The organism is Rhizobium altiplani, from assembly GCF_001542405.1.
Lineage (GTDB): Bacteria > Pseudomonadota > Alphaproteobacteria > Rhizobiales > Rhizobiaceae > Rhizobium > Rhizobium altiplani.
Genome location: NZ_LNCD01000138.1, coordinates 23,647 through 46,999 on the forward strand (window position 1 = coordinate 23,647; position 23,353 = coordinate 46,999).

Here is a 23,353-nt window from a genome sequence, read left to right on the forward strand (position 1 = left end):
CATGCTCGACAAGCGCAAATTCTATATCAATGGCGAATGGGTAGCGCCGCTTGCTGCCAACGATCTGGAAGTTATCAATCCGGCGACCGAGAAGCCGGTCGCGGTGATTTCCATGGGCACGCCCGCCGATATCGATCGTGCGGTTGCTGCGGCGAAATCCGCGTTTGCCACATACAGTCGCACGAGCGTGGAGGAACGACTTGCGCTTCTCGAAAGGCTGCTCGACATCTACAAGCGCCGCTATGAGGAGATGGCACAGACGATCACGCTCGAACTCGGCGCGCCGATCACCATGAGCCGCGAGCAGCAGGCAGATGTCGGCGTGGGTCACCTGCAGGGCTTCATCGATGCGCTGAAGCAATTGAAGGTGCGCGACGTGTTGTCGAACGGAGACGTGCTCTTGCGGGAGCCGATCGGTGTCTGCGGCCTCGTTACCCCCTGGAACTGGCCGATCAACCAGATCGCGCTGAAGGTGGTCCCGGCGTTGGCAACAGGCTCGACCTGCGTGCTGAAGCCCTCCGAGTTCACTCCGCTCAACGCCATGCTCTATGCGGAGATGGTACATGAGGCGGGCTTCCCAGCCGGCACCTTCAACCTCGTCAATGGCGACGGTGTTAATGCCGGCGCCGCCCTTTCTCGGCACAGGGACGTCGACATGATGTCCTTCACCGGGTCGACGCGTGCTGGCATCGCCGTCAGCAAGGACGCAGCGGATACCGTCAAGCGTGTCACCTTGGAACTCGGCGGCAAGTCTCCCAACCTCGTCTTTGAGGACGCCGATCTCGAAGACCGCGTCACTGGCAGCGTCCTCGAATGTTTCAACAATTCCGGACAATCCTGCGACGCACCAACTCGTCTACTGGTACAGAAATCGGTCTATGACAGGGCCGTCGAGATCGCTCAACGCGTCGGCGGCAGTGCCACCGTGGGAAGCCCTGCGGAGGAAGGTGGCCACATCGGGCCGCTTGTCAGCGACGTCCAGTATGGCCGCGTGCAGGCATTGATCGAGGCCGGCATCGCGGAGGGCGCGCGCCTCCTCGTCGGTGGTGCCGGCAAGCCGTCAGGCTTCGAAACCGGCTATTTCGTCAAGCCGACGATTTTTGCCGACGTCAACAACTCCATGCGGATTGCCCGGGAGGAAGTGTTTGGTCCGGTCTTGGCTATCATGCCGTTTGAGACCGAAGAGGAGGCGATCGCAATCGCCAACGATACCAGCTACGGGCTGGCTGCATACGTGCAGACCAGCGATCCAGCCCGCGCCGAGCGTGTGGCAGGACGACTGCGCGCCGGCATGGTTCATATCAACGGCGCGCCCCATCGCTATGGGAGCCCGTTCGGCGGCTACAAGCAGTCGGGCAACGGCCGCGAAGGCGGGGTGTTCGGATTGGAAGATTTTCTAGAGGTGAAAACACTTCACCGTCCCGACGCTGCTTAATCTAATGGCTGGCTCAGTCGTGAAGTCGGCCGTGACTGACCTGGCGTGCCGATCACTGCGAAAGCTGTTCGCGGTTCCGTTGCTGGGGGAGGGCCGGCCATTGTATCACATTCTTCATCGGGTCAGGGCGTCGAAATAGCCCGCGTGTTGGCTCCCGTCGTCTTAGATTACATATAGGAGTTCGACGCCCGGTCGCGTATCTGAGGGAAAGGTAGTCTGATGGGTGCGAGCCCATGCGTCCAGCCAGTTGGCGGCCGTCCTCCAGAAGGTGGGTGGCGAAGCTGTGGCGCAGCGTGTGCGGCCCGACCTGCTTCCCGATGTCGGCGGCCTGCGCCGCCTCGACGACGATGCGATAGAGCTGCCGCGTGCTGATCGGCTTCATCGCGTGTTGGCCGGGGAACAGCCAGCCGTCGCGATGCATCACACCTTGCTGCCGCCCGACCCTCCACCACTGCCGCAGAAGCGTGAGCAGGTCCTCGGACAGCATGGCATTGCGATAGCGCCCGCCCTTGCCACGCTCGACACGCAACAGCATGCGCTCGCTGTCGACGTCGGCGACATTCAGCATCGCTACCTCCGCGACGCGCAGGCCCGCGCCATAGACGACCGACAATGCGGCTTGATGCTTGAGGCAGGTGGTGGCGTTGAGTAGCCGGGCCACCTCGTCGCGGATCAAGACCACGGGCAGCCTGCGCGGATGCGCCAGACGGACGAGCCTGCGCGCCAGGTCCGGGCGGTCGAGCGTGTGGGTGAAGAAGAAGCGCTGCGCCGACACGATGCTGTTCATGGTCGGAACAGGAACGAGGGGCATCGAGAATGGGATGTTGCATAGTCAGGCTCCTTGTTAAAGAAGCCCGTCATGCTCTGCCCCCGCAGAACCACGCACAACGCGAGCGCGACGCCCGTCTCGTGTCCTCTACCTCAACCCACGCGCCCTCCCGCGCAGCGGGTTCGTTCGTCGGCCCCTTTGCGGACAAACGCATTGCCGTTTATCCGACACGTTCTCCGGGAGAGCCAGTGTCGCTGAAAAACTTGGGCGACTTGCTTGAGACAGGCGGCTCGCAAGTGCTGGGCCACTTGTCAAACTGGGACCTCATCAGGGCATCGCGCACCGGCTTAAGACGTCGTCAACCATATTTCGCTAATTTGAGGGCACGGCGCGGGCCAGTTGAGTGGCATTAACCGCGAGTGCGAAGCGAGCGCCGATGCGAACACATGACTACTTGAATGACGCATGCCGAAAAATCCTGCTGGCGACAGATCGCCCTCTACACCCTTCTCTTTGCTGGTTTATTCCTCGGTGCACTTTCGCTGCCGCGCGGGCCATTTGTCTTGGTGGTGACGGATCCGCGTCTGCCTCCGTCTCATATGATGGATGTTGTCGGCCAGGCAGGAGGAGCTTTTGTCCTCGCTGGTGCCCGACCTTGGCTCGCTGTCGCCTATTCGGACACGGCCGGCTTTCCCGAGCGCTTGCGTAGCGCCGGCGCCATTCTCGTTCTCAATCACATTCTGGCAGTCGGCTGCCGGGCAGGAGCCTAAGATGGATGCTTTGGAAAAACTGCGCGCGCGCGCCTCGTTCGGGATTGTTGGTTTGCTCTGGATCAACCTTGTCGCGCTGACTGTCAGAAATCTGGTCAGAGCGGAAAGCTTCGACCTGCCTTCGGTGGTCGCTGCGGCAATCATAACGATCATCGCCAGCTTTATCTGGTGGCGTGACCGCTCAGCGCCAGCAACCCGAATTATCACCTCCATGGCAATGGCCACCAGCGTAGGCTTTCTCGTCTATGGCTTCGAAGGCTCGTCGCTGCAGATCGACTTGCATATGTATTTCTTCGCGGCGTTGGCGATTTGCGCGGCATGGGTCGATTGGCGCGCGATCGTCGCCTTTGCCGGGCTCGTGGCGCTGCATCACCTCGTTCTCTATGTCGCCGTTCCTCTCGCTGTGTTTCCCGGAGAGTCGCATTTCAATAGGGTGGTTCTCCATGCTACCGTTCTTGTGTTGCAGGCCGGCGCGCTGATCGCTCTCACGTCGGCCATGGTCTCAGCCTTCGCAATAGCGGAGCGGTCCGTTGCGCAGGCTCAGACGGCGGGCCGCAAGGCGACAGAAATGGCGGAAATCGCTCGGCACGCTGACCATAAAGCGGCAGCGGCGCGCGAGGCCCAGGAAGAGCTGCGCGCCAAGGCGCATGATTCAGTCACCTTTGCGGTTACCTGCCTGCGCTCGGCGCTCTCCAAGCTGTCCAAGGGCGATGTGACCGTGCGTATCGCGGAAGAGCTCGAGGGTGATTTGAATGACTTGCGTCATGCCTTCAACGAATCCGTCGAACAGCTCGACGCTGTTTTGAGGCAGGTGGGCGACGTTGCAAATTCTGTGCGCAACGGTACTGCGCAGATCAACAGTGCCAACTCCGATCTGTCGCAGCGGACGGAAAATCAGGCGGCCTCCCTATCCGAAACCGCCGCATCTCTTTCCCATGCGGTGGAGACGGTCCGCCAGACCTGCGCACTTGCGGAAACTGTTGGTTCAATGGTGCGCAAGGCGAAAGACGGCGCCGAAGATTCGAGCGCTATCGTTGCCCACGCCGTTGACGCAATGCTCAAGATTGAAGGCTCTTCGCTGGAGATCACCCAAATTATCGGCGTGATCGACGACATTGCGTTCCAGACGAACCTTCTCGCGCTGAACGCAGGCGTGGAGGCGGCGCGTGCGGGAGAGGCTGGCAAGGGTTTTGCAGTGGTTGCCCAGGAAGTCCGAGAATTGGCTCAGCGTTCTGCTTCCGCTGCCAGCGAAATCAAGACGCTGATCAGCGCATCAGCCGATCACGTCAAGCACGGCGTCGCGTTGGTCGACAAGACGGGCCAGGCGCTTCACGGAATTGCTGGAGATGTCGCGGCCATCAGTGGCCACATCGCGGAGATCGTTGAACGTTCGCGCCAGCAGTCTACCGAGCTCAACGGCATCGGTAATGCGATTTCCGATATCGACCGAAACACCCAGAAAAATGCGATAATGGTCGAAGAATCTGCGGCCGCCATTGGATTCGTCGCCGGTGAGGCGAACGTCCTTGAGCAACTCATCCGACGCTTCAAGGTTGGCGCAATCACATCTCACAACCGCATCCGCGCCGCGGCATAGCTGTAGCTGAACCGCATTGATTCGATTGACGGCGAGTGTCGCCCCCGCCATCCATGGCGGGGTGACACCAGCCTGGCCGCTTCTGGCGCATTGCTGCCATCTCTGTCACGGCGGTATAACTCGAAACGGCAAGACGCTCCTGGTCAACGTGCGAGGCAGACAGCGCTTACAAAAAGTCGATGCTGCCCCTCCATGTGTGGTGTCAGGCAATTGGTTGCCGAGCTAATGACGCATTGAAGTCCATGAGTAGCTCGGGGAGGCAGGCCCATGTGAAGCCATCACATACTGCGCATGCTTGCCAGCCGAGGTCATTTCGCTGACGGCCGGAAACAGGCAGGGTCATGAAAAGTTCTCCAGCACCGCCATAAACGTGTGCCGATCGCCTTGTCCCTCCGTCAGTCGCACTCGCCCTTCGATGTCCGCGAGATGGTGATCCATCAGATCCTGAGCCTTGGTCAGGTTCTTCGCTTTAAGCGCCGCAACGATCATGCGGTGGTGGTCCGCACCACAGTCGTCCTTGCGGTCTTCTTCATAGAGCGACATGACGAGGGAGAGGCGCGCGACGATCTTGGAGAGCATTTCCGTCAGCACCGAATTGCCGGCAAGGTCGGCGAGGACGATGTGAAACTTCCCCGAGAGCACTGTCTTCGACTTCTCGTCGCCATGATGATGGATGTGCTCTTCTTCGTCCGTCAGGCGCTCCAGCGCATCGAGCTGCTCCGGTGTCGCGCGCATGATGACGAGTTCAAGCAGCAGTCGTTCCAGTTTGCGCCGTGCCTCGAAGAGGCTCTTTGCCTGCTCGATGCTCGGCTCTGCGACGAAAGTCCCGCGGTTTCGCTTGCGTTCCAGCAGATGGTCGCTTTCGAGCACGCCGAGTGCGCCGCGGACGACGGTGCGGCTGACCCCGAAATGCTCGGCGATCGCCTCTTCGAGGATCTTGGTTCCCGGCTTGAGCGCGCCTTCGCCTATCGCCGCCGCCAGCGTGTTGCGAATGCGTTCGGACACGTCGTCGTTGTCAACAGTGTCCGCAGCGCCGTTGGCGGTCGTGGACGGTTTCAGGCTTTGACGACGCGTCTTCTTCATCATTCCTCTCCAGGCTTAGCGGCAGCCTCCGAGTCGCACCGGAAGCCGTGACATATCCGATATCGGTGCGTTGTAATTTTTTCCATAAGAAAGTTTGTGCGCAACTTGATATTTCCAGCGTAAGCCGGTGATATCAGGCGACCGAAGCCCACCGCCATTTCAGGCGATCAGGCGGCCTTCCTGTCAGCAGTTGCCGAATTCAACGTGATGCCCTTGTCCTTGCAGACCGTCTCGATATGACGTGCCGACTGCTTGATGAAGGCGATTGCCTCGTCGAAGCCGTAGGACTGATGTTCGTAGCTCGGATAGCCGTACTGGCTGGCTTCGTAGGCCTCCCAGTCCGGAACATCGCCGGATGCGACGCGCTGTTCGTAGGCATTGACCAGTGCCATGTAGGCGTCGAGTTCTTCGGCTGTCAGATCGGGATGGCCGGCGCGCCAGATCGGATCGTCGATCTGGATGCATTGGCGCGGGTTGACCTTGCGCGGCCTGTCGGCGACGGAGGCAGCAACCTCCAGCGACAGGTTGAGCGCAGGGTTGGCTTCCGCGAGGATCGGCAGGATCGTATCGAAATCGACGATGCCGCCGCCGACTGGGCGGGTCTGGAAGTCGAGGCCGCCGGGCGCGCGGCCGACATAGGCGTCCTTGATATGCGTCTGACGGACATAGGGGGCGAGGCGCCTGGCCGCAAAGACCGGATGCTCGGCCCGCTGCAGACCATTGGCGGTGTCGAAAACGGCGCCGATGCAATCCGGACCGACCTTCTCGATCAGCCGCAGGATCTCGAAGGAGGTGATCTCGTCATGGGTCTCGATGTTTAGGTGCGCGCCATGCGCGCGGGCGACCGGCGCAAGCTTCTGCAGCACCTTCTCGATGCCGATCAACTGGTCTTCCCAGGTGATGTCAGTCCGGAAGCGGTCATTGGCCAGCCGGCCACGATATTCGGACTTGAAGTTGCCGGGGGCGACCCAGAGCTCGAAGCAGCCGATGGCGGCGCTCGCCTCGATCATCCGCGTGAAACCGGCAATGATGTCGCCACCGCCGGCAGCCCTGAGCGCCGGCTCCTCGGCGCTGCAGTAGGGATTGATCTTGCCGACACCGCTTTCGAGGTAGAGACCGAGCTCGTCGGCCTTCGCCCTGATGTCGAGCAGTTCGCCCATGTCGAGCGTCGGACTCATGTCCAGCGCCGTCGAGAAGAAGATGCCCGAAAGCCCGAGTTCCTTGACGTGATCGAGGCTGCCGAGGGGGCCGCGCTTCTTCGATTCCGGCAGTTTGATATTGTCGATTCCAAGCTTCATGATGTGCTCCTTGTCGTTTCCTGACAGGCCTCGCTGCTCTGGCGAGGCCCTTGGTTATTGGTTGGTGCTCAGGCGCGTTTCGCGCTTCGGGCTTTGTCCGCGCCGTGGCGGTACTTTGGCTGGAGGCTCTTTTCGAGATAGTGCTGGCCGATCGAGGCTACCGTCGTGATCGCGAGGTACCAGATGGAGGCGACGAACAGCAGTTCGATCACCAGGAAGTTGCGCGCGTAGATGACCTGCGCCTGCGTCAGCAGGTCCTGCATGCCGATGACGGAGACGATGGCGCTCGCCTTCAGCATGCCGATCGCCTGGTTGCCGGTCGGCGGGACGATGAGGCGCGCCGCCTGCGGCAGGATGATCGTCCGAAATGTCTGACGGGGCTTCAATCCGAGTGCCGTCGCCGCCTCGCGCTGCCCGCGGTCGATGGCAAGAAGGCCGCTGCGGATGATTTCCGACATGTTGGCAGCTTCATGCAGCCCGAGCGCCAGGAAGCCCGCGAGCGCTGGCGTGACGAGGTCGTTGATCGAGATGCTGTAGGGTCCTGCCCCGACCTGCGGAATGAAGAGCGCAATATTGAACCAAAGGAAGATCTGCACGATCAGCGGCACGCCGCGAAACCACCAGACGAAGCCTGCTGCGATCGCTTTCAGAACGATGTTGGTCGAGGTTGCCATGACCGCGAGAAGGCAGCCGAGGCCGATGCCGAAGACCATGGCGCCGGCCGTCAACTCCAGCGTCAGAAGTACGCCGCGCAGGATCGAGGGATGCACGAGATAGCGCGGAATCTCGGACCACTGAACGCTCTGGCTCTGCGCGACGACGCTGCCGAGGAGCACCAGCGCGAGGATCGCGCTGGCACCGATTGCGAACTGTCCCCACTTGATCGACCTCATGGCCGGTGGCGGCAGGCTGATTGTCGTTGTCTGCGTGGTGAACAGTGCCATGAGCCTCACTCCGCCGGCATGCTGGCAGCGTCGTTGACCTTGACGGTTTTGACGGCGAGGGGGCCGAGGCTCCACTTTTTCATGATCGTCTCGTAGGCACCGCTGTCGACCATCTGCTGCAGGGCGGCGACCACGGTGTCACGGAGCTTCGGATTGTCCTTTGCTGTCAGCATGCCGAGATAGCCGACGGCGAGACGGATATCGGGAAGCGCCTGCAGACCTTTGCCATTGCCGGTCTGATGCTCGGTCGTATAAACGCTGGTCGCATAACCGTTGACGGTGGCGTCGGCGCGGCCGGTGCGCACGGCCTGCAATACGTCGGGCATCTTCGGGATCGCCATGATGTCGATCGGCGTCTTGCACTTCGCCGAGGCGGCCTCGACCATCTTGCCCTGGAAGGTGCCGACCGGAACGGCGACCTTCTTGCTGCAGAGATCTTCCATCCTCTTGATGCCGAGCGGGTTGTCCTTGATCGTCATGATGGTGGTGGCGTCGTACATGTAGTCGATGACATCGACCTGCTTTTCCAGTTCGACATCGTCATTGATGCCGGAGATTGTCATGTCGAAGCGCTTGGACAGGATAGCGGGAACAATGGCAGCGCCGGCACCAACGTCGGTCATCTGCACATCAAGGCCCAGGATAACGCCGAGGGCCGAGGCGATATCGGCATCGATGCCGACTAGCTTGCCGTCATTATCGTGGAAGCTGATGGGCGGCGTCAGATCCGTTGCAACCTTCAGAACGCCTGATGTCTTGATCGCAGCAGGAAGGCCGTCCGCCAGCTTCTTCGTCAGCACCACGCCGGGGAGCTTGGCGACGTCAGCCGCGTCCATCTTCTCGGCCGCGCTCTCCGCTGCGTAGGCGGACAGCGACATGAGGGTAACGAGCGCGGTGGCGATGCTGGTCTTCAGAAGTGTCTGCACGTTTTTCATGGGATCCCCTTTTTCGATTTGCTGTGCGTGAATTTTCTGGGACCATCCAAGCAATCACCGTGCCAGTCTTATCTTCCCTGCATCAAGTAATTGAAGTTGAACAAATAATTCTTCTATCAAAACTGTCCGAACAAAGTTTCGCATATTATTGCGTATGATTATTCGAAATAATAGTGATTAAAAAATCATCCCTCCGTCGATTTTCTGAGCGAAATTTGCCTGAAGTCTCGCCCTTCTCTTCATCCTCATTCCCTTCGCGATGGCGAGCCGCCCGCGGAATTGTGTGTTTCATGCCGGTCGCGCCGTGCCAGCGGTCTATAAATGAGCAGAATCCTGCACGACATCGAGCCTTCATGGCGAAACTTTAGACAAACAAACTTCCGAAAAAAATATCGGAAAGATACAATACGAAGTATGCGAAACTTTGTAAATCATAAAAAGATTATTATAATCAGATACTTGAATTTATCCATCTCGCCAGATTTCGGATCTGGCACAGCCCTTGCAATTGCCTTTGCATGAACATGCTCCGGTGTCGGAGCGCTCGTCACAACCAGCAAGATCAGGGAAGCGACATGCTAGACATCGCAAGGACGGCCGATCGCAAGCGGCTCAGTGTTCGGGGCGTTACCCATAGCTATGGCGGGCAGAATGCCGTCAGCGACATTTCCTTCGATATCGAGGCGGGCGAGATCATCGCGCTTTTGGGGCCGAGCGGCTGCGGCAAGTCGACGGTGCTGAGGGCGATTGCCGGCCTCATCCAGCCGAAGACGGGCAAGATAGTGCTGGGCGATGACGACCTTGCCAATGTTTCCGCCCGTGCGCGAGGAATCGGCATGGTCTTCCAGAACTATGCGCTGTTCCCGCACCTGACCGTCGCGGAAAACATCGCCTATCCGCTGGCCTGCCAGAAGGTACCGCGCGCCGAACGAAACGCACGGGTAGAGGAGATGCTCTCGCTTGTCCGGCTCGATGGCTATGGCAACCGCCTGCCGCGTGAACTCTCCGGAGGCCAGCAGCAACGTGTGGCCGTCGCCCGCGCAATTGCGGGCCGCCCGTCGCTCCTGCTTCTCGATGAACCCTTCGGCGCGCTCGATCGGGCACTGCGCTTCGACCTGCAGGTCGAGCTCCTCCATCTCCAGAAGACGCTCGGCATCACCACGCTGATCGTCACTCATGACCAGGAAGAGGCGCAGAGCCTCGCCAGCCGCCTGGTTCTGATGAACCGGGGCAATGTCGAGCAGATCGATTCGCCGATTGCCGTCTACGACCGGCCGAAGACCCTGTTCGTCAACACCTTCATCGGCCAGACGAACCTTCTCCACGGAACCGTTGCCGCGCTTGGTGACGACAGCACCGTAATCGCCCTGAAGAGCGGCGAAAATCTCGTTCTGCCGCGCCGTCTGAGCTTCACCGCGGGCTCGGATGTCACCATCACTTTCCGGCCCGAAGAGGTGCGCCTGATGACGCAGCCGGGCGTGAACGCGCTTGCCGCACAGATCACCGTGTCCGTACCGCTCGGGCCGACGCTGATCCACGATCTCGTGCTTGACGGCGGCACGGGCCTGCGCGCCTCCGAGGTGCGCGGTCCCAGCACCACCATTCCGGAAATCGGCGCCCAGCTTTTCGCAGAGATCGACACCCGCAGGTGTCACGTATTTCCGGCTGAACCGGAAAGCATCCAGTGAATGCCAATAACTGAATGACATCAACAACAACCAACAGAGGTGAGAGCATGAACGACTTCAAAATGACCCGCCGCCATTTCGGCCTCCTCGCTGCCGGTGTCGCCGCAGCCTCCGCAATACCCTTCGCTGCCCGGGCGGCGACAGGCGAAACCGCGGTCGCCGCGACCTTTCCGGGCAACTGGGAAGATGGCTATCGCACCGTTCTGAGCCCGCTCGTCAAGGAAGCCGGTTACGGCCTGACGATCGCCCCCTCGATGGCGCAGGACCAGCTCGCCAAGGTCATGGCGAGCCCCGGCAACCCGCCCTACGACGCGCTGCTGATGTCACCCGGCCAGATGGCCGTCGCCATCGACAACGACATCATAGAGAAGATCGACCCGAGCCGTCTGAAGAACTGGGGCATGCTTGATCCGGCCTTCCAGGGCGAATACGGCCCGACCGTCACGATCGAAGTCAACGGTATCGCCTACAATCCCGATCTCGTGCCGCGCCCGAAGGGCTACCGCGACCTGTTTGAAAACCCGGCCTATAGCGGTCTGGTTTCCTGGACCGGCTTTGGCTCCAACACCGCCGTCATGGCCTATACGGAGATGGCAAAGATCTTCGGCTCCGGCCCTGATGACATGGACGCGGTCTTCAAGGTCTTCAAGGAGCATCCGGAACATCTGAAGGGCGTCGTTGACAGCACCAACCACCAGATGACGCTATTCCAGCAGGGCGAAATCGCCGTCTTCATGTGCTCGACCGGCAACGTCGCCCGTTTGAAGTCGATGGGTCTCAAGGCGGAATATGTCGCTCCGGAAAGCGGCGCGCCGGCAGCGCCGGTCAACATCCACCTGACCAAGGGCGCTAAGAACCTCGATGCTGCCTATGCCTATATGGACGCCGCCATCTCCAAGGCTGCCCAGGACAAGCTGAAGCTGCCGCCGACCGAGATGTTCCCGACCAACAAGGACGTCGCGCTGACGCCCGAGATCGAGGCCTATGTGACGCGCGAGCAGCTCGGCAACATGGTTTATCCGGACTGGGTCGCCATCAACAAGAGCCGCGCCGACTGGATCCGCCAGTTCGACGCTCTCGTCGCAGGCTGAGGAGAGCACGATGAAGGCGGGCGGCTTTCCATACGTTGTACCGATGCTGTTGCTCTCGGTGGCGTTCTTTGCGACGCCGCTCGCCGTTCTCGTCGGTTTCAGTTTCACCGGCCCGGACGGGGCCACGCTGGCTAACTACATCAGGTTCTTTGGGGACGCGTTCAATTTCCGCGTCCTGCTCAACACGGCACGGCTCGGTCTGTTAACCGTTGTGGCCACGACGCTGCTCGGGGTGCCGATCGCGCTTCTCTACTGGCATAGCGGCAAGACGGCGCGCCAGCTCATCATCTTCCTGACACTCATTCCAATGCTGACCAGCAACGTCGTGCGTACCTTCGCCTGGATCGTCATCCTCGGCCGGCAGGGTCCGATCAGCGAGGCGCTGCTCTGGCTCGGGTTGATCGGCCGGCCGATGACCCTGATGTTCACCGAATTCGGTCTCGTCATGGCCATGTGCCAGATCGACCTGCCGCTGATCATCCTGCCGCTGGTAGCGATCCTCTCCCGCACGCCGGTTCAATATACCGAAGCCGCACAGGTTTCCGGCGCGGGTCCTTGGCGCATTTTCGTCACCGTACTCATCCCGCTGATGCTGCCGGGTCTGCTGGCCGGCTGGATTCTGGTCTTTGCCAGCACCAGCAGTTCCTTCGTTACGCAGGCCGTCATCGGCGGCGCGCGTAACGTCTATGTTCCGCAGTTGATCTATCGCGAGGTCGGGACCTTGTTCGACTGGCCGTTGGCTTCGGCGATCGCCGTCGTCCTGCTGCTCTCCACCGGTTGCCTGCTGGTCGCGATGACCATGATTTCCCGTCACAGGAGGCTTGTCGGCCATGGCTAATCCCAAGCTCAATCACAGGCGCGAAAATCCCATCCCTGGTCTGCTCTACAAGCTTTTCGTCTTCGCTTTCGGCGTCTTCGCCGTGATCTATCTCGTCGCGCCGATCGTCATCGCCCTGACCATGTCCTTCACCTCGGGCCAGACCCTGAAATACCCGCCGGAGGGCTTTTCGCTCCGCTGGTACGAGGCGCTGCTCGATCCCGTTCGCTCTGCGACGGAGCATGCGGCCGCCATCAACTCGCTGAAGATCGCAGGCCTTGCGGTTCTGGGGTCGCTGCTCTTTGCCGTGCCAGCGACCATCGGCATGAGCCGAATGCGCAAGGGCACTGTCGGCGCGATCGAGCCCCTGCTTCTGTCGCCGCTCGTCCTGCCCAGCCTCGTCTATGGTCTGGCGGCGCTGATCGTCGCCAATTCCATCGGCTTCCAGCCATCGCTGTTGCTGACCGTCGCCGGCCATGTCGTCGTTTTCGGGCCGCTGATGTACCGCGCCGCCTCCGTCGTCGCGCAGGGCCTCAATCCGTCGCTCGCCGAGGCATCGACCGTCATGGGCGCATCCTGGTTCACCACGCTTCGCCGCGTCACGCTGCCGCTTCTGATGCCGGGCATTCTCGCCGGTGCGTTCCTGGTCTTCATCCAGTCGCTGGACAATGTTTCGATCTCGCTCTTCCTCGCGGATGCCGAAACGACTGTCCTGCCGCTCCGGATGTTCGCGCTGATTGAGGAATCGCTCGACGTTCGCGTCGCCGCGATATCAGGCATCCTCATCGGCCTCACCCTGATCGTCATGCTCGTCGCAAGACGCGTTCTCGCGCCGCGGCAGGCCTGACAAAAACTCAAGAATAATCTGGAAGGAAACACCCATGACCCCTAGCGCAACCAAGTCAGGCTCCTACCGCGTCGGTTCGCTGCTTGCCGATTTCCAGCCGGATTTCGACTTCGACGCGCCCCTGCCGCTGCCGGTCGAAGAGTTCGAGGATCGCCTGCGCCGCATCCGTCGTCAGGCCGTGGAAGCCGGGCACGATGCGCTGATCGTCCATACCGGCGGCGTCGGCTGGTTCCACACGTCCAACCACTATCTGCGCTATATCTGCGACTGGATGCGCGAAGGCGTTCTGATCATCCCGACCGACCGCGACAAGCCGCTGACGCTCTTATCCTTCTTCACCCAGTCAGTGCTGCTGCCGCCGGGCGGCGAACCGGTGCTGGTCGAGGACATCTGGCAGATCGGCCCGATCGGCCGGGAATATGCCGACCGTCCGGGCGACAGCATCGTCAAGACGGCCGAGAAATGCGCCGAACTCTTGGCCGGCATGGGGCTCGCGAAGGCGCAGATCGGCCGGATCGGCGACCGCACGTCGCTGACCTTCTGGGCGGCACTCGACGAACTGATGCCGAAGACCAAGTTCGTCGCCGACAATGCCATTGTCGACCGGATGCAGAAGATCCGCTCACCGCGCGAGATCACCATGTTCCGCGCCGCCGCCCAGCTTATCAGCATCGCCACCCAGGCGGCCTATCACGTCGCCAACCCCGGCGTCACGGACCATGAAATCTACGCCGCCTTCACCCAGGCGCAGCTTTCCCATGGCGGTGAGACCGGCGACGGCTACCAGATCGGCATCAACGAGTTCGGCACCCATTGCGGCAAGCCCTACGGCCATGTCGTCCGGACGGGCGACCTGATCAACCTCTATGTCTCCAACGTCACCTATCGCGGCTATACGGCCCAGACCGCCCGCATGATCGCCGTCGGCCCGATCACGAAGCGGCAGGAAGAGGTGCTCGAAGCCTGCACCGAAGGCGTCAAGCGTGCCGAAAAGCTGATCCGCCCCGGCGCCCTGATGCGCGACGTCAACAATGCCGCCTTCGAGCCGATGATCGAGCGCGGCATGCTGGGCTCGCCCGAGGCTCGCAGTATGCCCTACAACTGGGCCCCGATGGACGATGGCAGCGCGCGCCTCATCCCGCGCCAATATGTGAAGAACATCGACTGGGAGGCTCAGGGTCGCAAACTCATGCATGTCTACCCGGCGACCCACGGGCCGCATAACCCCAATCTCGGCCACTCGGTCGGCATGGCCGGCGGGCAGAACAGCTTCAACATCTCCTCCCACAATTACGACCGGATGGAGGAGGGCATGGTCTTCGTGCTCCATACCCAGTGGCTGGAGCCGCTGTCGGCCGGCTGCAATGTCGGCGATATTTATGTCGTCACCAAGGATGGCTTCGAGAACCTCTCCCGCCACACCCCACTTGAAACCCACCGCATCGCTGCAGAGGGCTGATATGTACGATCACGTCCATTTCGACTTCTCCAGTCTCAACGAGCGCGAGCGCTACAAGATTCTGATCGGCACCGTGATCCCGCGCCCGATCGCGCTGGTGACGACGGTCAGCAAGGACGGCCAACCGAACGCCGGCCCCTTCAGCTTCTTCAATGTGCTCACCCACGATCCGGCCATCGTCGCCATCGGCGTCGAGAATTACGCCGACATGCGCTTCAAAGACACCGCCCGCAACATCCGCGAGACCGGCGAGTTCACCGTCCACATCTGCGACAATGCACTTGTCGACAAGATGGAGGTTTGCGCCATCAAGTTCGGCCCCGAGGTAAACGAGATGGAGGAGGCGGGCCTTGCGACCGTGCCTGGACAGATGGTCCGCAGTCCGCGAATCCTAGCAGCCCCTGCAGCCTTGGAATGCCGCCGCCACACGACCCTGCAGGTCGGCCCGGCCCGCGAGATCATCCTCGGCGAGGTCGTCGGCGTCTTCGTTCGTAGCGATGCGATCAATGCATCGAACCTGCATATCGACCAGCAGATGATGGACGCCGTCGGCCGCATGGGTGGCCATACCTATGCCCGAACGCGTGACCAGTTTGATATCAAGACGCTCACGCCACAGGAGTGGGAAGGCCGGAAGGCTGGCGTGAAGGCCGCGGCTGAATAAGCGGATGCTGAGCGCCACTGCTGTCCATACAGAGACTTCGGCATCGCGATCGCGCTTGGAAGGGAGGTCATCCGCCAAAACTACACGGTGCTGTTCACTACGGCGGAGGCAGGACGCCTGATAGGTCAAGCCCGAGAACCACGGGTGTGCGGCAATTCCTTGATCTTGCCACGCTGTAGCAATGGCTCGCGTGGTAGGCGTTCAGCCTGGCTCATGTGCGTCAGTCCAAATTCGCGAACAGGCTGACCGCGCTTCAACCCTGACGGCCTTGGTGCCAGGCGCGCACGCCATCGGTCACACGTTCATAAAAGTTCGTCGAACCCACCGCAGCCTCCACTCCTCCCAACTGCATTCCCTCTCGTACTTGGTCACGCACGCGGGCGAAGGCAACAGTGATGCCCTGCCGTTGGAACTCAGCAATGGCATTGAGCAGAGCATCGCAGGCGCTAGTGTCAATGAAGTCTACCGAGCCTGCGTCGACGAGTACGTGCTTCACTGCCGGGCCGCTCGCGGCCAGGGCTGTCTTCAGCTCCGCGTCAAGGTGACCAATGCTGGCGAAGAACAGGTCGCCGCCAGCGCGCCAAATCAGCAGGCCGGGGAAGGTCAACGCGTCGGGGTGCAGCGTGACGTCGCGATAGGCTTCCGTGCCGGGCAGTTGGCCGAGCACCGCGCCTTGCGGATGGCTTGCTCGATAAATTAGCATAAGCAGCGCCAGCATGACGCCAAGCCCGATACCTTGCAGAACGCCAAGGGTCAGTTCCCCAGCGATGACGATCGCTGCCACGGCGAACTCGGAACGACTCCTCGCATACAGAACGCGCAAATAGTCGGGTTTCGAGAGGTGCAGCATGGCGGCGATCACGATTGCGCCAAGCGCAGGGTGCGGCATGTTTCGAAACAGGGGCGTCAGCAGAACCAGAGTTAAAAAACAAAAAATCGCGGCGACGAGATTAGCCAGTTGGGAGCGAGCTCCAGCGGCGATGGCCACGGAGGTCTTGGATAGGCTGCCGACCGCGAGGAAGCCACCGAAAAGGCCGCTCAGGACGTTGGCGGCCCCGTGTGCGACCAGCTCTTGATTTGGTTCGATGTCACCGCCACCCTGCACTGTTGCGGCCTTCGCCGCTCCGAGCGCCTCGGCATAGCCGACCAGCACGATGGCGAGAGCACCGGGCGTTAGTGTCCACAGTGTTGCAGGGTCAAGCTGTGGCAACGCAAGCGGCGGCAGGCCGGATGGGAGGTCGCCGATCACCTGGATACCGGTGGCTTCACCGCCGAGCAGACCGACGCAAATCGTGGCAAGGGCCGCGACAACCAGGGCAGCGGGTATGCGAGGCACGAGGGAACGAAGCAACCACATCGCAGCTAGGCTCAGCAATCCGGACACCGCGGGCGCCAACGCGACATCCTGGAGATGGCGGACCACGAACCAAAGCTTGGTGAAGAAGTTACCGGACGTTCCGGCGATGCCAAGCAGATGTGGCACCTGGCCGATGATGGTGACGCAGACGAGGCCCTCGATGAACCCCCGCATCACTGGCGTCGGGATAAAGGCCGCCACCCAACCCATCCGCAGTGCACCGAAGAGCAGGAACAAAGCTCCGATCAAGATCGCCAGCGTGGACGTTAGTCCATTGTATTCCGCAGCCCCCCGGGCTGCAATTGCGCCCACGGTCAAGGCTGAGATGAGGCCGGTGGCGGTGTCAGGTCCGACGACCAGCAGGCGCGAGGTGCCGAGCAGCGCGTAGCCTATCAATGGCGGGACGATGGTATAGAGCCCCATGATTGGCGGCACCCCGACGATCCCGGCGTAGGCCATGCCCTCCGGCACCATCACCGCCCAGAGGGCAAGACCGGCCATGAAATCGGGCAACAGCCAGTCACGGCGATAGGAACGAATCCAGCCGAGGAAGGGCAGCTGCCGCTTTGTGATGGTGGCTGGGTGGGCGCCTGAAGGCATCGTCTCTATCCTTCATCCACCGAGCCCGATGGCGACGGAAACCATGGCCACCCCAAGCAGCATGATTGTCAGTCCAACGAGCCACGGATTTGCGTCCGTGTAGCGCCCCCACCAGTAGCCCACCAGAAACAGCAACAGAATCTGCAGCATGTTCGACAGGTGAAGCGCGAGATCGGGAACCTCAACGAGAATAAACGGCATCACCGCCGGCAGCGCCGCCGCCGACACCAATAGAAAGACGGCAAACGCAGACAGGAAATCGCGGGGTTGCAGGCGCGCACGGGCAGGGGCAGCTCTTGTGGTGACGGCCAGCATGGCTCGATAGAGAGTGGCTCGATCCTGAATGCCCACAGCAAGGGGTTCATCTTCCAGACCGAATTCCTCCTCCAGTGCGGCCAAGGCTTCGACATCGTTGCCTGAGCTTTTCAGGATGCGATAGAAACGCGCACGCCGGCTTCGATGGAACAGGCCACCGAGCACAAAAAACACCGCATCAATCACTCCCCACGCTAAGTTGCAACCGATGATCGTTGCGATCAGCTGATGCACATTGAGCGGGGCGCTCGTTGCGGCCAGGCGCGCCCCTAGAGTGACAGTAAGCGCCATGATGAGTCCGAACAGAACCTCGCCCAGACTGTCACCTGGATCGAGATGGCGGTGGATTGGTGTCCCGTTGTTCATCGCGACTTGCCCCAAGGCGTCATTTAACACCACCAGCTATAAATAGAGCACGTTTAGGTTTTCGAATGATTCGGTAAAAGGTTGCTGACGCTTTGGAGGTGCGAGGCTGGCCTTGCGGGCGAGTCTGGCCTTGCGGGCGGAGCCGGCGAACAGGCCGTAGTGGCGGATACGATGGAAACCACGCGGCAGGGCATGGAGCAGGAAGCGGCGGATGAACGCGTCGGCTGCGAGGGCCATTGACCTGTTGGCGATCGGCGCCGTCGCGGCGATAGTCCTTGTAGCGAAAGGTGACGCCGCTCTCGTCGCTCCTCCGCGTAAGCGTCGGGGTGCTTTTGTTTGTTTCTACTCCGTGTCGAGCTCGCCGGCCTCCAACTTGCCGATGAAATCCACATGCACTTCAGCGACGAAACGGGTTGATTTCGTAATAGAGTTTCTGTCTAGTTGTAGGAATAGTAAGTATATTTCAAATATTGAAGTATATTTGTTGGATATGTTGTTTGGGTGGATGGTATGCGCATATTTTCGGACGAGAACCTTGAGGTGATACATCGTCCAGGATCATCTCCATATCTTCTGGTCACCTTTAATGAGATGGAAATGAGGGCGAACGGGAGCCGGTTCTGGGCGCAGCGATTCTGCGAGAAAGCCGATATTTCGGCGCTGGGCTTCATCAGTCGACGCCCGAACTGGTTTCCGGCAGCGAGCATCGTCAAGGCAGTCGAAGCGGCCGCGCCCATTCTTCGCGCGGCGCCGGAGCGAGTACTTTACGGGCATTCGCAGGGCGGTTACGCGGCGTTGCGCTACCGTGGGCGCTTCAACGCCTCCGTTGCCATCGCCTTTTGCCCGCAAGTTTCGATAGATCCGAAGGTGGCTCCCTTCGACGGGCGGTTCACACGGCATTTCTCGCCCGACCTGCACGCCAATATGGGGATCGCTCCGGATCACGCGGCCGGGCGCGCCTATCTCTTCTTCGATCCGTTCCACGCCGTTGACCACCGCCACGCCGCGCGGATCGCGACGCTGCAGGAGAGGACGCACCTCGTGCCGGTCCACATGACCGGCCATGGCACCGTTCGGGCTTTCACCGGGACCGAGCGCGCGCTGTCGTTGATCGAGGCCTGCCGCGGAGACGATCTTCGGGGGCTACGCGCTCTGGCCCGAGCTGCCCGCGTGGCGGCGCCGATGCGACCCTATCAGATCGCTGTGACGGCGATAGCCCGCCATCCTGCGTGGGCCGACCGATTTAATGCGCGCTTCGGTTCGTCGTTTTCTCCGGTCGAGCGAGCAAACTTCCTCTATCATCGGGCCAACCGTCATATTCGCGACGGCGAGCTCGCGACAGCGCGGACCATGCTTGTGGACGCCATGACGTGTCAGCCGGAAAATGCTGGCTTCGCCGGCCGGCTTACGGAACTGGACGGTCGTATTGCACGCAGCCGCAGGGCGGATGGCACCGCGCTTTCGTGATCCAAATGTTGCCAAGCCTAAAAGACAAGATGGCCTTCGCGGTGGGTGAAGCCCATCTCCGATCCACCCGCGGGCTGGCCTTCTGACCAATGCGGGTCTGCCAAAAGAGTGCACTGGATTTTAGAACTACGAGCAAAAAGGGCAAAGACCGGAAGCAGATCCCGTGATCCTCAAACGCGACGTCCTTCGAATGCGCTGTTCGGGTGACCGAGGCCACCTAGCGGCGAGGGGCCCGATCTCCATGCTGACGGAGGAGCCGACGTTGGCGCGGGTGAGCGTGGTCAAAGCGCGTGCGAAAGAAGCGCAGGATTTTCCGCCACGGCGGCATCGCGTTTCTGCCGCAGCAGCGTGCGGTAGAGCTTGAAGTGCTCGCGCGCGCAACCGAGGTGGTCGGCGGGTTGTCGCATGGACGCGCGTAGCCGATCCCAGGTTTGGTTATCGCCCAATACTTCAACGATGCGGTCCGCGAGATCCTGGCTGCTTCCTGCGCGGAAGTGCAGGCCGTCTTGTCCATTCCGCACCTTCTCGGCCATGCCGCCGATGTCGGAGCAGATCATCGGCCTGCGATGTAGCAGGGCCTCCTGGATCACAACGGGTGAATTTTCCCACCAGACGGACGGTAGAACCACCCAGTCGACCGAACGCATCAGGCGCGGTACGTCCGCGTTCTGGTAAGCGCCATAGAATCGGACGCGCTGGCCGGCGTCTGCAATAAGCTTCTTCATCCGTTCCTGGAATTCGGCCGGCTGTCGCTCGAGGTTGCCGCCGAAGATCATCAGGCAGGAGTCGTCGCCCCATATGTCCTTCGGGATGCGCAAAATAGCGTCAATCAGGACGTCGACACCCTTGAATGGGGTCATCTGGCCGAAATAGGCAAAGCGGTTGCGACGCGGCTTGAGACCTTGCAGTTCGCGCGCGGGGGCAACAGCTTCCAAAGCGATCCCGTTTTCGATCACGCAGAGCTTGTCCTTATCAATGCCCCATTTGATGTAGCGCTCTGCAAGAAACCGGCTGGGCGAAACGAAGGCGTCGGCAAGGCCAAGCATCCCGCGTGCAAACAACTCCCGCTTCAGGAAATGCGAGACAGGGATGTCGGGAAAACAGCCGTGGCAGGCGATGGGGGAGGCCGTTTCGCAGAGTTGGCCGGAAGGTCGCTTCACCATTTGCCCGTGATTGTGGCAGATCGAAAGGTATTCGTGGAACGTGACCAGTATGGCCGCGTGAGGAAATGCCTCTCTAAGGGCATAGAGCGCTTCGAGACCGATACCGAGAACATGATGGAAATGCACGACATGGGGCCTGAGATCCCGCGCGAAGCGCAACAGGTCCCGAGTGATCGCCTGCGTATCGCCATTAGACAACAACAAGTGGTCGTAGTCGTCCGTGTGAAATAGTAACTCATCTTCGGCAAGGCGATAGCTCATCAGCGCGGACGCGGCATGCCGGGGTACCGGGTGGCCGACCCGGGCCAGATAAACCGACCTAACGTCCGGCAATGCGTTTAGGCCACGATGCAGGTTGTGCGAAGCGATTTCTGCCCCACCGAGCGACACTGTCGGGTGAGCATGCGAGACGACAAGGACACGAAGCTGCTCGTTCATGCAGGCCTCTTTTCTGGGCGTTTTTCACCTACGAGGACAGGCGACCATTGGCTCTTGAAGATCTTTTGATCTATCTCTGCCACCAGAGCCGCCATTGCCGGACTTTTCCAGTCGCATGCGTCGTCGCAGCCCCATATCTGCACCGATGGCAGCAAATAGGAGTTGATGCCGGACCGACTGAGACGGAGACCGAGATCCAGGCCTTTTTCCTGCACGCCCAGATAGCCACCGGAAAAACCGCCCAAGCGTGTCAGGGCGTCGCGGGGCGTGACGCAGCATTCGAGCGAGGCCGCCGCGATGCGGATCAGTTTCATTTCGGTCACTGCTTTGAGCGGATATCCGGCATAGCGACCCACAACTTGCTGATCGCCGTTGTCAACATCGATCCAGTTTCCCGCCCAGCGAACGGAATGGTCCTCGTAAGCCAGGACAGGCGAGATGATGCTTCCTTTCACGGTCAAAGCCGTGGCCAAGAGCTTGCCGTACCAGCCTGTCCCGCGCGGGACCAGTGAGGCGGAGAGCGACACGACCGTTTCACAGGAGAGTGCCTGCGTGCCTGCTTCAAGCATGTCGTAGAAGTCGCCTGCGCCCTTGACCGATACGAACCTGGCCGAGAGGCCATAGAATCGTACGAGTTCCTTGAGGCGGGCGGCTTGTCTGCGAAAGCGATCGGCAGGCATGGCGATCACGATCGGCGCGCGTCGGGTCTCCGGATCCAGCGCGAGCAAGGCCAGCAGCGGGGCGATGTTCTCCTCTCCCTCCCCAGCGCCGATGACGATCGGCGGGCTGCGCTCCTGATCGAAGGCGCCAGCGTCCAGGACTGCGTCGGTGACCGGCGTCGACCGTGCGGATCCGCTGAGGAACGGTACAATTTGTGCGTCGACGATCGCAGCCAACGCACAGTTCGTCGGATCGATGGAACCGATCTGGCGCAATGCCGCCAGGCGCGCCGAAACCCGCGTTGGTTTGACTGGCAAGAACGCACGACGCGAATCGCGTAGCGTCAGTTCGAAGTAGAGAGGCGCACCATGATCGTCACTCGGCAGATGGGCGTGGGCGATGAACCCATGGGCACGCTGTTCACCTCGAATGCTCGGCGCGAAGTGCTGCTGGTCATTGAAACTGTCGGTGACATCGGGGCGATCGAGGCGCGTCCAGCGTTCGTCGAGGCAAGCCGCGCCGTCACCTCTGCGAAGTCTTACCGCCGTGACGTGGGCGTCGGGATCATAAAGCCAACCGGAGACGAGAAGTTTTCCTCCATCGGCCTCAAACATATTGTCTATTCCCATCCGGACGGGAAACGGCAGGCTGGAGACGGTTTCTTTGCCATCAAAGCTGTTAGCGGTCGCTCGCAGGGATAGGAGCATGTCTGGCGCACCGTGTGCGCGCGGCAGGATTAACCTGACGTGTTCGGGCGTCTCCAGCGGGCCGAGGATGCGCTTTCGGGGGTGGACTGGGGCATACCTCCAGCCGGCGCGCCCCCGAAAGACCAGACCTTCGATGTCGCGCGCGCCGACATCCTTGGTTGCCGCGAGAAGACCGACAAAACCCGGGGCGCCATCGGGCGCATCCTGGCGGGAAAAGACGGCGATGCCACACTCCGAGGCCACCGGTGTCGCGTTGCCAACCACCGACACCCGACAAGGACCGGGCACCATGCCGCGGCTCCAGCCCTGCAGGAACGTCGCGCCTTCATGGCTTTCACCAATCAACTCGATGAAACCATCGTTTGCGTGGGCTGCCTGTAGAAGCGCGGCGATGGTCAGAAGTCCACGGCGGTTAGGGTTGCCGGCCATCATAACGTCCACAAGGCGGTCAATGACGGCGGCTGACTGAGGTCCAGCGGTTTCGGCCACGATCGCGGCTGCTTCCTCCGCGGAGGCAAGTCGGGGCGCAAAGATATAGCGTATGCCCGCTTCCTCCTCGCCGAACCATATCGCAGTCATGGCGCGGTCTGTGCCCTCGGTCGGCAGAAGAGCCGCGAACCCGTGCTTGGCCCTTGGGGAAGGAGCGGTCAGTCGCCATTCCGAGACAAACGCGCTTCGCGTGCCCGTTTGATCGCCGTCGACGCCGACTATCACTTCGCCGGCCACCGCTTCGCCTGCCAGGACACGACCGAGACCGATGATCAGCAAGGTGGTCTCGTCTACGCGGCAGCCAATGACCTTTCCAGGGCGCAACGTCCTGCTGGCGCCATGCTTGACCGCCATGGGGTTCGCAACCGCGGGGGACTGTTCTGTAACCAGCACG

At 61.1% G+C, this 23,353-nt stretch carries 19 protein-coding genes and 1 pseudogene; 10 read left to right on the forward strand and 10 right to left on the reverse strand.

Translation table 11 applies throughout. From position 1 onward, the window contains the following. Position 1: 1 nt before the first annotated feature. Entirely contained in the window at positions 2–1,435 is a 1,434-nt protein-coding gene (locus AS026_RS33480; protein ID WP_062374887.1) for an aldehyde dehydrogenase family protein, read from the forward strand. Between the two features lie 52 nt (positions 1,436–1,487). On the opposite strand, the gene AS026_RS33485 is transcribed toward AS026_RS33480, so the two are convergent. After that, the gene (locus tag AS026_RS33485) at positions 1,488–2,222 is read right to left on the reverse strand and encodes a tyrosine-type recombinase/integrase (protein ID WP_425349835.1); all 735 of its coding nucleotides are present in this window, start codon (positions 2,220–2,222) and stop codon (positions 1,488–1,490) included. Positions 2,223–2,662: 440 nt separating this feature from the next. Here AS026_RS33485 and AS026_RS42150 point away from each other — a divergent pair, with 440 nt between their 5' ends. Both AS026_RS42150 and AS026_RS33495 read left to right on the forward strand, forming a co-directional pair. Continuing rightward, positions 2,663–2,974, forward strand: coding sequence for a hypothetical protein (locus AS026_RS42150; RefSeq protein ID WP_062374889.1), 312 nt, complete (start codon positions 2,663–2,665; stop codon positions 2,972–2,974). 1 nt (position 2,975) lies between these two features. Next, positions 2,976–4,571 carry a methyl-accepting chemotaxis protein gene (locus AS026_RS33495; protein ID WP_062374890.1) on the forward strand — a complete coding sequence of 532 codons (1,596 nt, stop codon included), beginning with the start codon at positions 2,976–2,978 and terminating at the stop codon, positions 4,569–4,571. Positions 4,572–4,910: 339 nt separating this feature from the next. Here AS026_RS33495 and AS026_RS33500 read toward each other — a convergent pair whose 3' ends face one another. The 4 genes from AS026_RS33500 to AS026_RS33515 form a co-directional block, all read right to left on the reverse strand. Then, positions 4,911–5,654 carry a GntR family transcriptional regulator gene (locus AS026_RS33500; protein WP_062374892.1) on the reverse strand — a complete coding sequence of 248 codons (744 nt, stop codon included), beginning with the start codon at positions 5,652–5,654 and terminating at the stop codon, positions 4,911–4,913. Positions 5,655–5,821: 167 nt separating this feature from the next. Then, complete coding sequence (locus AS026_RS33505; protein WP_062374894.1) at positions 5,822–6,952, reverse strand: sugar phosphate isomerase/epimerase family protein; 1,131 nt, start codon at positions 6,950–6,952, stop codon at positions 5,822–5,824. Between the two features lie 68 nt (positions 6,953–7,020). After that, positions 7,021–7,896 (reverse strand): amino acid ABC transporter permease, encoded by an 876-nt coding sequence (locus AS026_RS33510; RefSeq protein ID WP_062374896.1) that lies wholly within the window; start codon positions 7,894–7,896, stop codon positions 7,021–7,023. A gap of 5 nt (positions 7,897–7,901) precedes the next feature. Continuing rightward, positions 7,902–8,831, reverse strand: coding sequence for an ABC transporter substrate-binding protein (locus AS026_RS33515; RefSeq protein WP_062374898.1), 930 nt, complete (start codon positions 8,829–8,831; stop codon positions 7,902–7,904). A 518-nt stretch (positions 8,832–9,349) separates the two neighbouring features. On the opposite strand from AS026_RS33515, the gene AS026_RS33520 reads away from it, so the two are divergent. The 6 genes from AS026_RS33520 to AS026_RS33545 are packed head-to-tail and all read left to right on the forward strand — an operon-like array spanning position 9,350 to position 15,397. Then, positions 9,350–10,519, forward strand: coding sequence for an ABC transporter ATP-binding protein (locus AS026_RS33520; protein WP_425349836.1), 1,170 nt, complete (start codon positions 9,350–9,352; stop codon positions 10,517–10,519). A 47-nt stretch (positions 10,520–10,566) separates the two neighbouring features. Further along, entirely contained in the window at positions 10,567–11,610 is a 1,044-nt protein-coding gene (locus AS026_RS33525) for an extracellular solute-binding protein (RefSeq protein WP_062374902.1), read from the forward strand. A 10-nt stretch (positions 11,611–11,620) separates the two neighbouring features. Then, positions 11,621–12,448 carry an ABC transporter permease gene (locus tag AS026_RS33530; protein ID WP_062374903.1) on the forward strand — a complete coding sequence of 276 codons (828 nt, stop codon included), beginning with the start codon at positions 11,621–11,623 and terminating at the stop codon, positions 12,446–12,448. Next, positions 12,441–13,274 (forward strand): ABC transporter permease, encoded by an 834-nt coding sequence (locus tag AS026_RS33535; protein ID WP_062374906.1) that lies wholly within the window; start codon positions 12,441–12,443, stop codon positions 13,272–13,274. The genes AS026_RS33530 and AS026_RS33535 overlap by 8 nt, the downstream gene beginning before the upstream one ends. Before the next feature lie 34 nt (positions 13,275–13,308). Further along, the gene (locus tag AS026_RS33540; RefSeq protein ID WP_062374910.1) at positions 13,309–14,733 is read left to right on the forward strand and encodes a M24 family metallopeptidase; all 1,425 of its coding nucleotides are present in this window, start codon (positions 13,309–13,311) and stop codon (positions 14,731–14,733) included. 1 nt (position 14,734) lies between these two features. Next, a complete protein-coding gene (locus tag AS026_RS33545) occupies positions 14,735–15,397 on the forward strand; it encodes a flavin reductase family protein (protein WP_062374913.1) in 663 nt (220 codons plus the stop codon). 253 nt (positions 15,398–15,650) lie between these two features. On the opposite strand, the gene AS026_RS33550 is transcribed toward AS026_RS33545, so the two are convergent. The 3 genes and pseudogenes from AS026_RS33550 to AS026_RS40755 all read right to left on the reverse strand — a co-directional run. Beyond that, a complete protein-coding gene (locus AS026_RS33550; RefSeq protein WP_062374915.1) occupies positions 15,651–17,354 on the reverse strand; it encodes a SulP family inorganic anion transporter in 1,704 nt (567 codons plus the stop codon). Positions 17,355–17,366: 12 nt separating this feature from the next. Continuing rightward, a complete protein-coding gene (locus AS026_RS33555) occupies positions 17,367–18,035 on the reverse strand; it encodes a VIT1/CCC1 transporter family protein (protein WP_062374917.1) in 669 nt (222 codons plus the stop codon). Between the two features lie 93 nt (positions 18,036–18,128). Next, a pseudogene (locus tag AS026_RS40755) lies at positions 18,129–18,339 on the reverse strand (transposase); the annotation flags it as partial. Positions 18,340–18,545: 206 nt separating this feature from the next. Here AS026_RS40755 and AS026_RS33565 point away from each other — a divergent pair. Then, complete coding sequence (locus AS026_RS33565; RefSeq protein ID WP_062374922.1) at positions 18,546–19,502, forward strand: hypothetical protein; 957 nt, start codon at positions 18,546–18,548, stop codon at positions 19,500–19,502. 281 nt (positions 19,503–19,783) lie between these two features. Here AS026_RS33565 and AS026_RS33570 read toward each other — a convergent pair whose 3' ends face one another. Further along, positions 19,784–21,103 (reverse strand): glycosyltransferase family 4 protein, encoded by a 1,320-nt coding sequence (locus AS026_RS33570; protein WP_062374924.1) that lies wholly within the window; start codon positions 21,101–21,103, stop codon positions 19,784–19,786. Continuing rightward, complete coding sequence (locus tag AS026_RS33575) at positions 21,100–23,313, reverse strand: hypothetical protein (RefSeq protein WP_062374927.1); 2,214 nt, start codon at positions 23,311–23,313, stop codon at positions 21,100–21,102. The genes AS026_RS33570 and AS026_RS33575 overlap by 4 nt, the downstream gene beginning before the upstream one ends. Positions 23,314–23,353: the final 40 nt, after the last annotated feature.

Coding starts and splice junctions, on each gene's coding strand:
- AS026_RS42150 (WP_062374889.1), top strand. CDS start 2,663: ATGACGCATGCCGAAAAATCCTGCTGGCGACAGATCGCCCTCTACACC.
- AS026_RS33555 (WP_062374917.1), bottom strand. CDS start 18,035: ATGAACAACGGGACACCAATCCACCGCCATCTCGATCCAGGTGACAGT.
- AS026_RS33550 (WP_062374915.1), bottom strand. CDS start 17,354: ATGCCTTCAGGCGCCCACCCAGCCACCATCACAAAGCGGCAGCTGCCC.
- AS026_RS33540 (WP_062374910.1), top strand. CDS start 13,309: ATGACCCCTAGCGCAACCAAGTCAGGCTCCTACCGCGTCGGTTCGCTG.
- AS026_RS33565 (WP_062374922.1), top strand. CDS start 18,546: ATGCGCATATTTTCGGACGAGAACCTTGAGGTGATACATCGTCCAGGA.
- AS026_RS33535 (WP_062374906.1), top strand. CDS start 12,441: ATGGCTAATCCCAAGCTCAATCACAGGCGCGAAAATCCCATCCCTGGT.
- AS026_RS33505 (WP_062374894.1), bottom strand. CDS start 6,952: ATGAAGCTTGGAATCGACAATATCAAACTGCCGGAATCGAAGAAGCGC.
- AS026_RS33520 (WP_425349836.1), top strand. CDS start 9,350: ATGAACATGCTCCGGTGTCGGAGCGCTCGTCACAACCAGCAAGATCAG.
- AS026_RS33570 (WP_062374924.1), bottom strand. CDS start 21,103: ATGAACGAGCAGCTTCGTGTCCTTGTCGTCTCGCATGCTCACCCGACA.
- AS026_RS33485 (WP_425349835.1), bottom strand. CDS start 2,222: ATGAACAGCATCGTGTCGGCGCAGCGCTTCTTCTTCACCCACACGCTC.
- AS026_RS33575 (WP_062374927.1), bottom strand. CDS start 23,313: ATGGCGGTCAAGCATGGCGCCAGCAGGACGTTGCGCCCTGGAAAGGTC.
- AS026_RS33515 (WP_062374898.1), bottom strand. CDS start 8,831: ATGAAAAACGTGCAGACACTTCTGAAGACCAGCATCGCCACCGCGCTC.
- AS026_RS33480 (WP_062374887.1), top strand. CDS start 2: ATGCTCGACAAGCGCAAATTCTATATCAATGGCGAATGGGTAGCGCCG.
- AS026_RS33495 (WP_062374890.1), top strand. CDS start 2,976: ATGGATGCTTTGGAAAAACTGCGCGCGCGCGCCTCGTTCGGGATTGTT.
- AS026_RS33525 (WP_062374902.1), top strand. CDS start 10,567: ATGAACGACTTCAAAATGACCCGCCGCCATTTCGGCCTCCTCGCTGCC.
- AS026_RS33545 (WP_062374913.1), top strand. CDS start 14,735: ATGTACGATCACGTCCATTTCGACTTCTCCAGTCTCAACGAGCGCGAG.
- AS026_RS33500 (WP_062374892.1), bottom strand. CDS start 5,654: ATGAAGAAGACGCGTCGTCAAAGCCTGAAACCGTCCACGACCGCCAAC.
- AS026_RS33530 (WP_062374903.1), top strand. CDS start 11,621: ATGAAGGCGGGCGGCTTTCCATACGTTGTACCGATGCTGTTGCTCTCG.
- AS026_RS33510 (WP_062374896.1), bottom strand. CDS start 7,896: ATGGCACTGTTCACCACGCAGACAACGACAATCAGCCTGCCGCCACCG.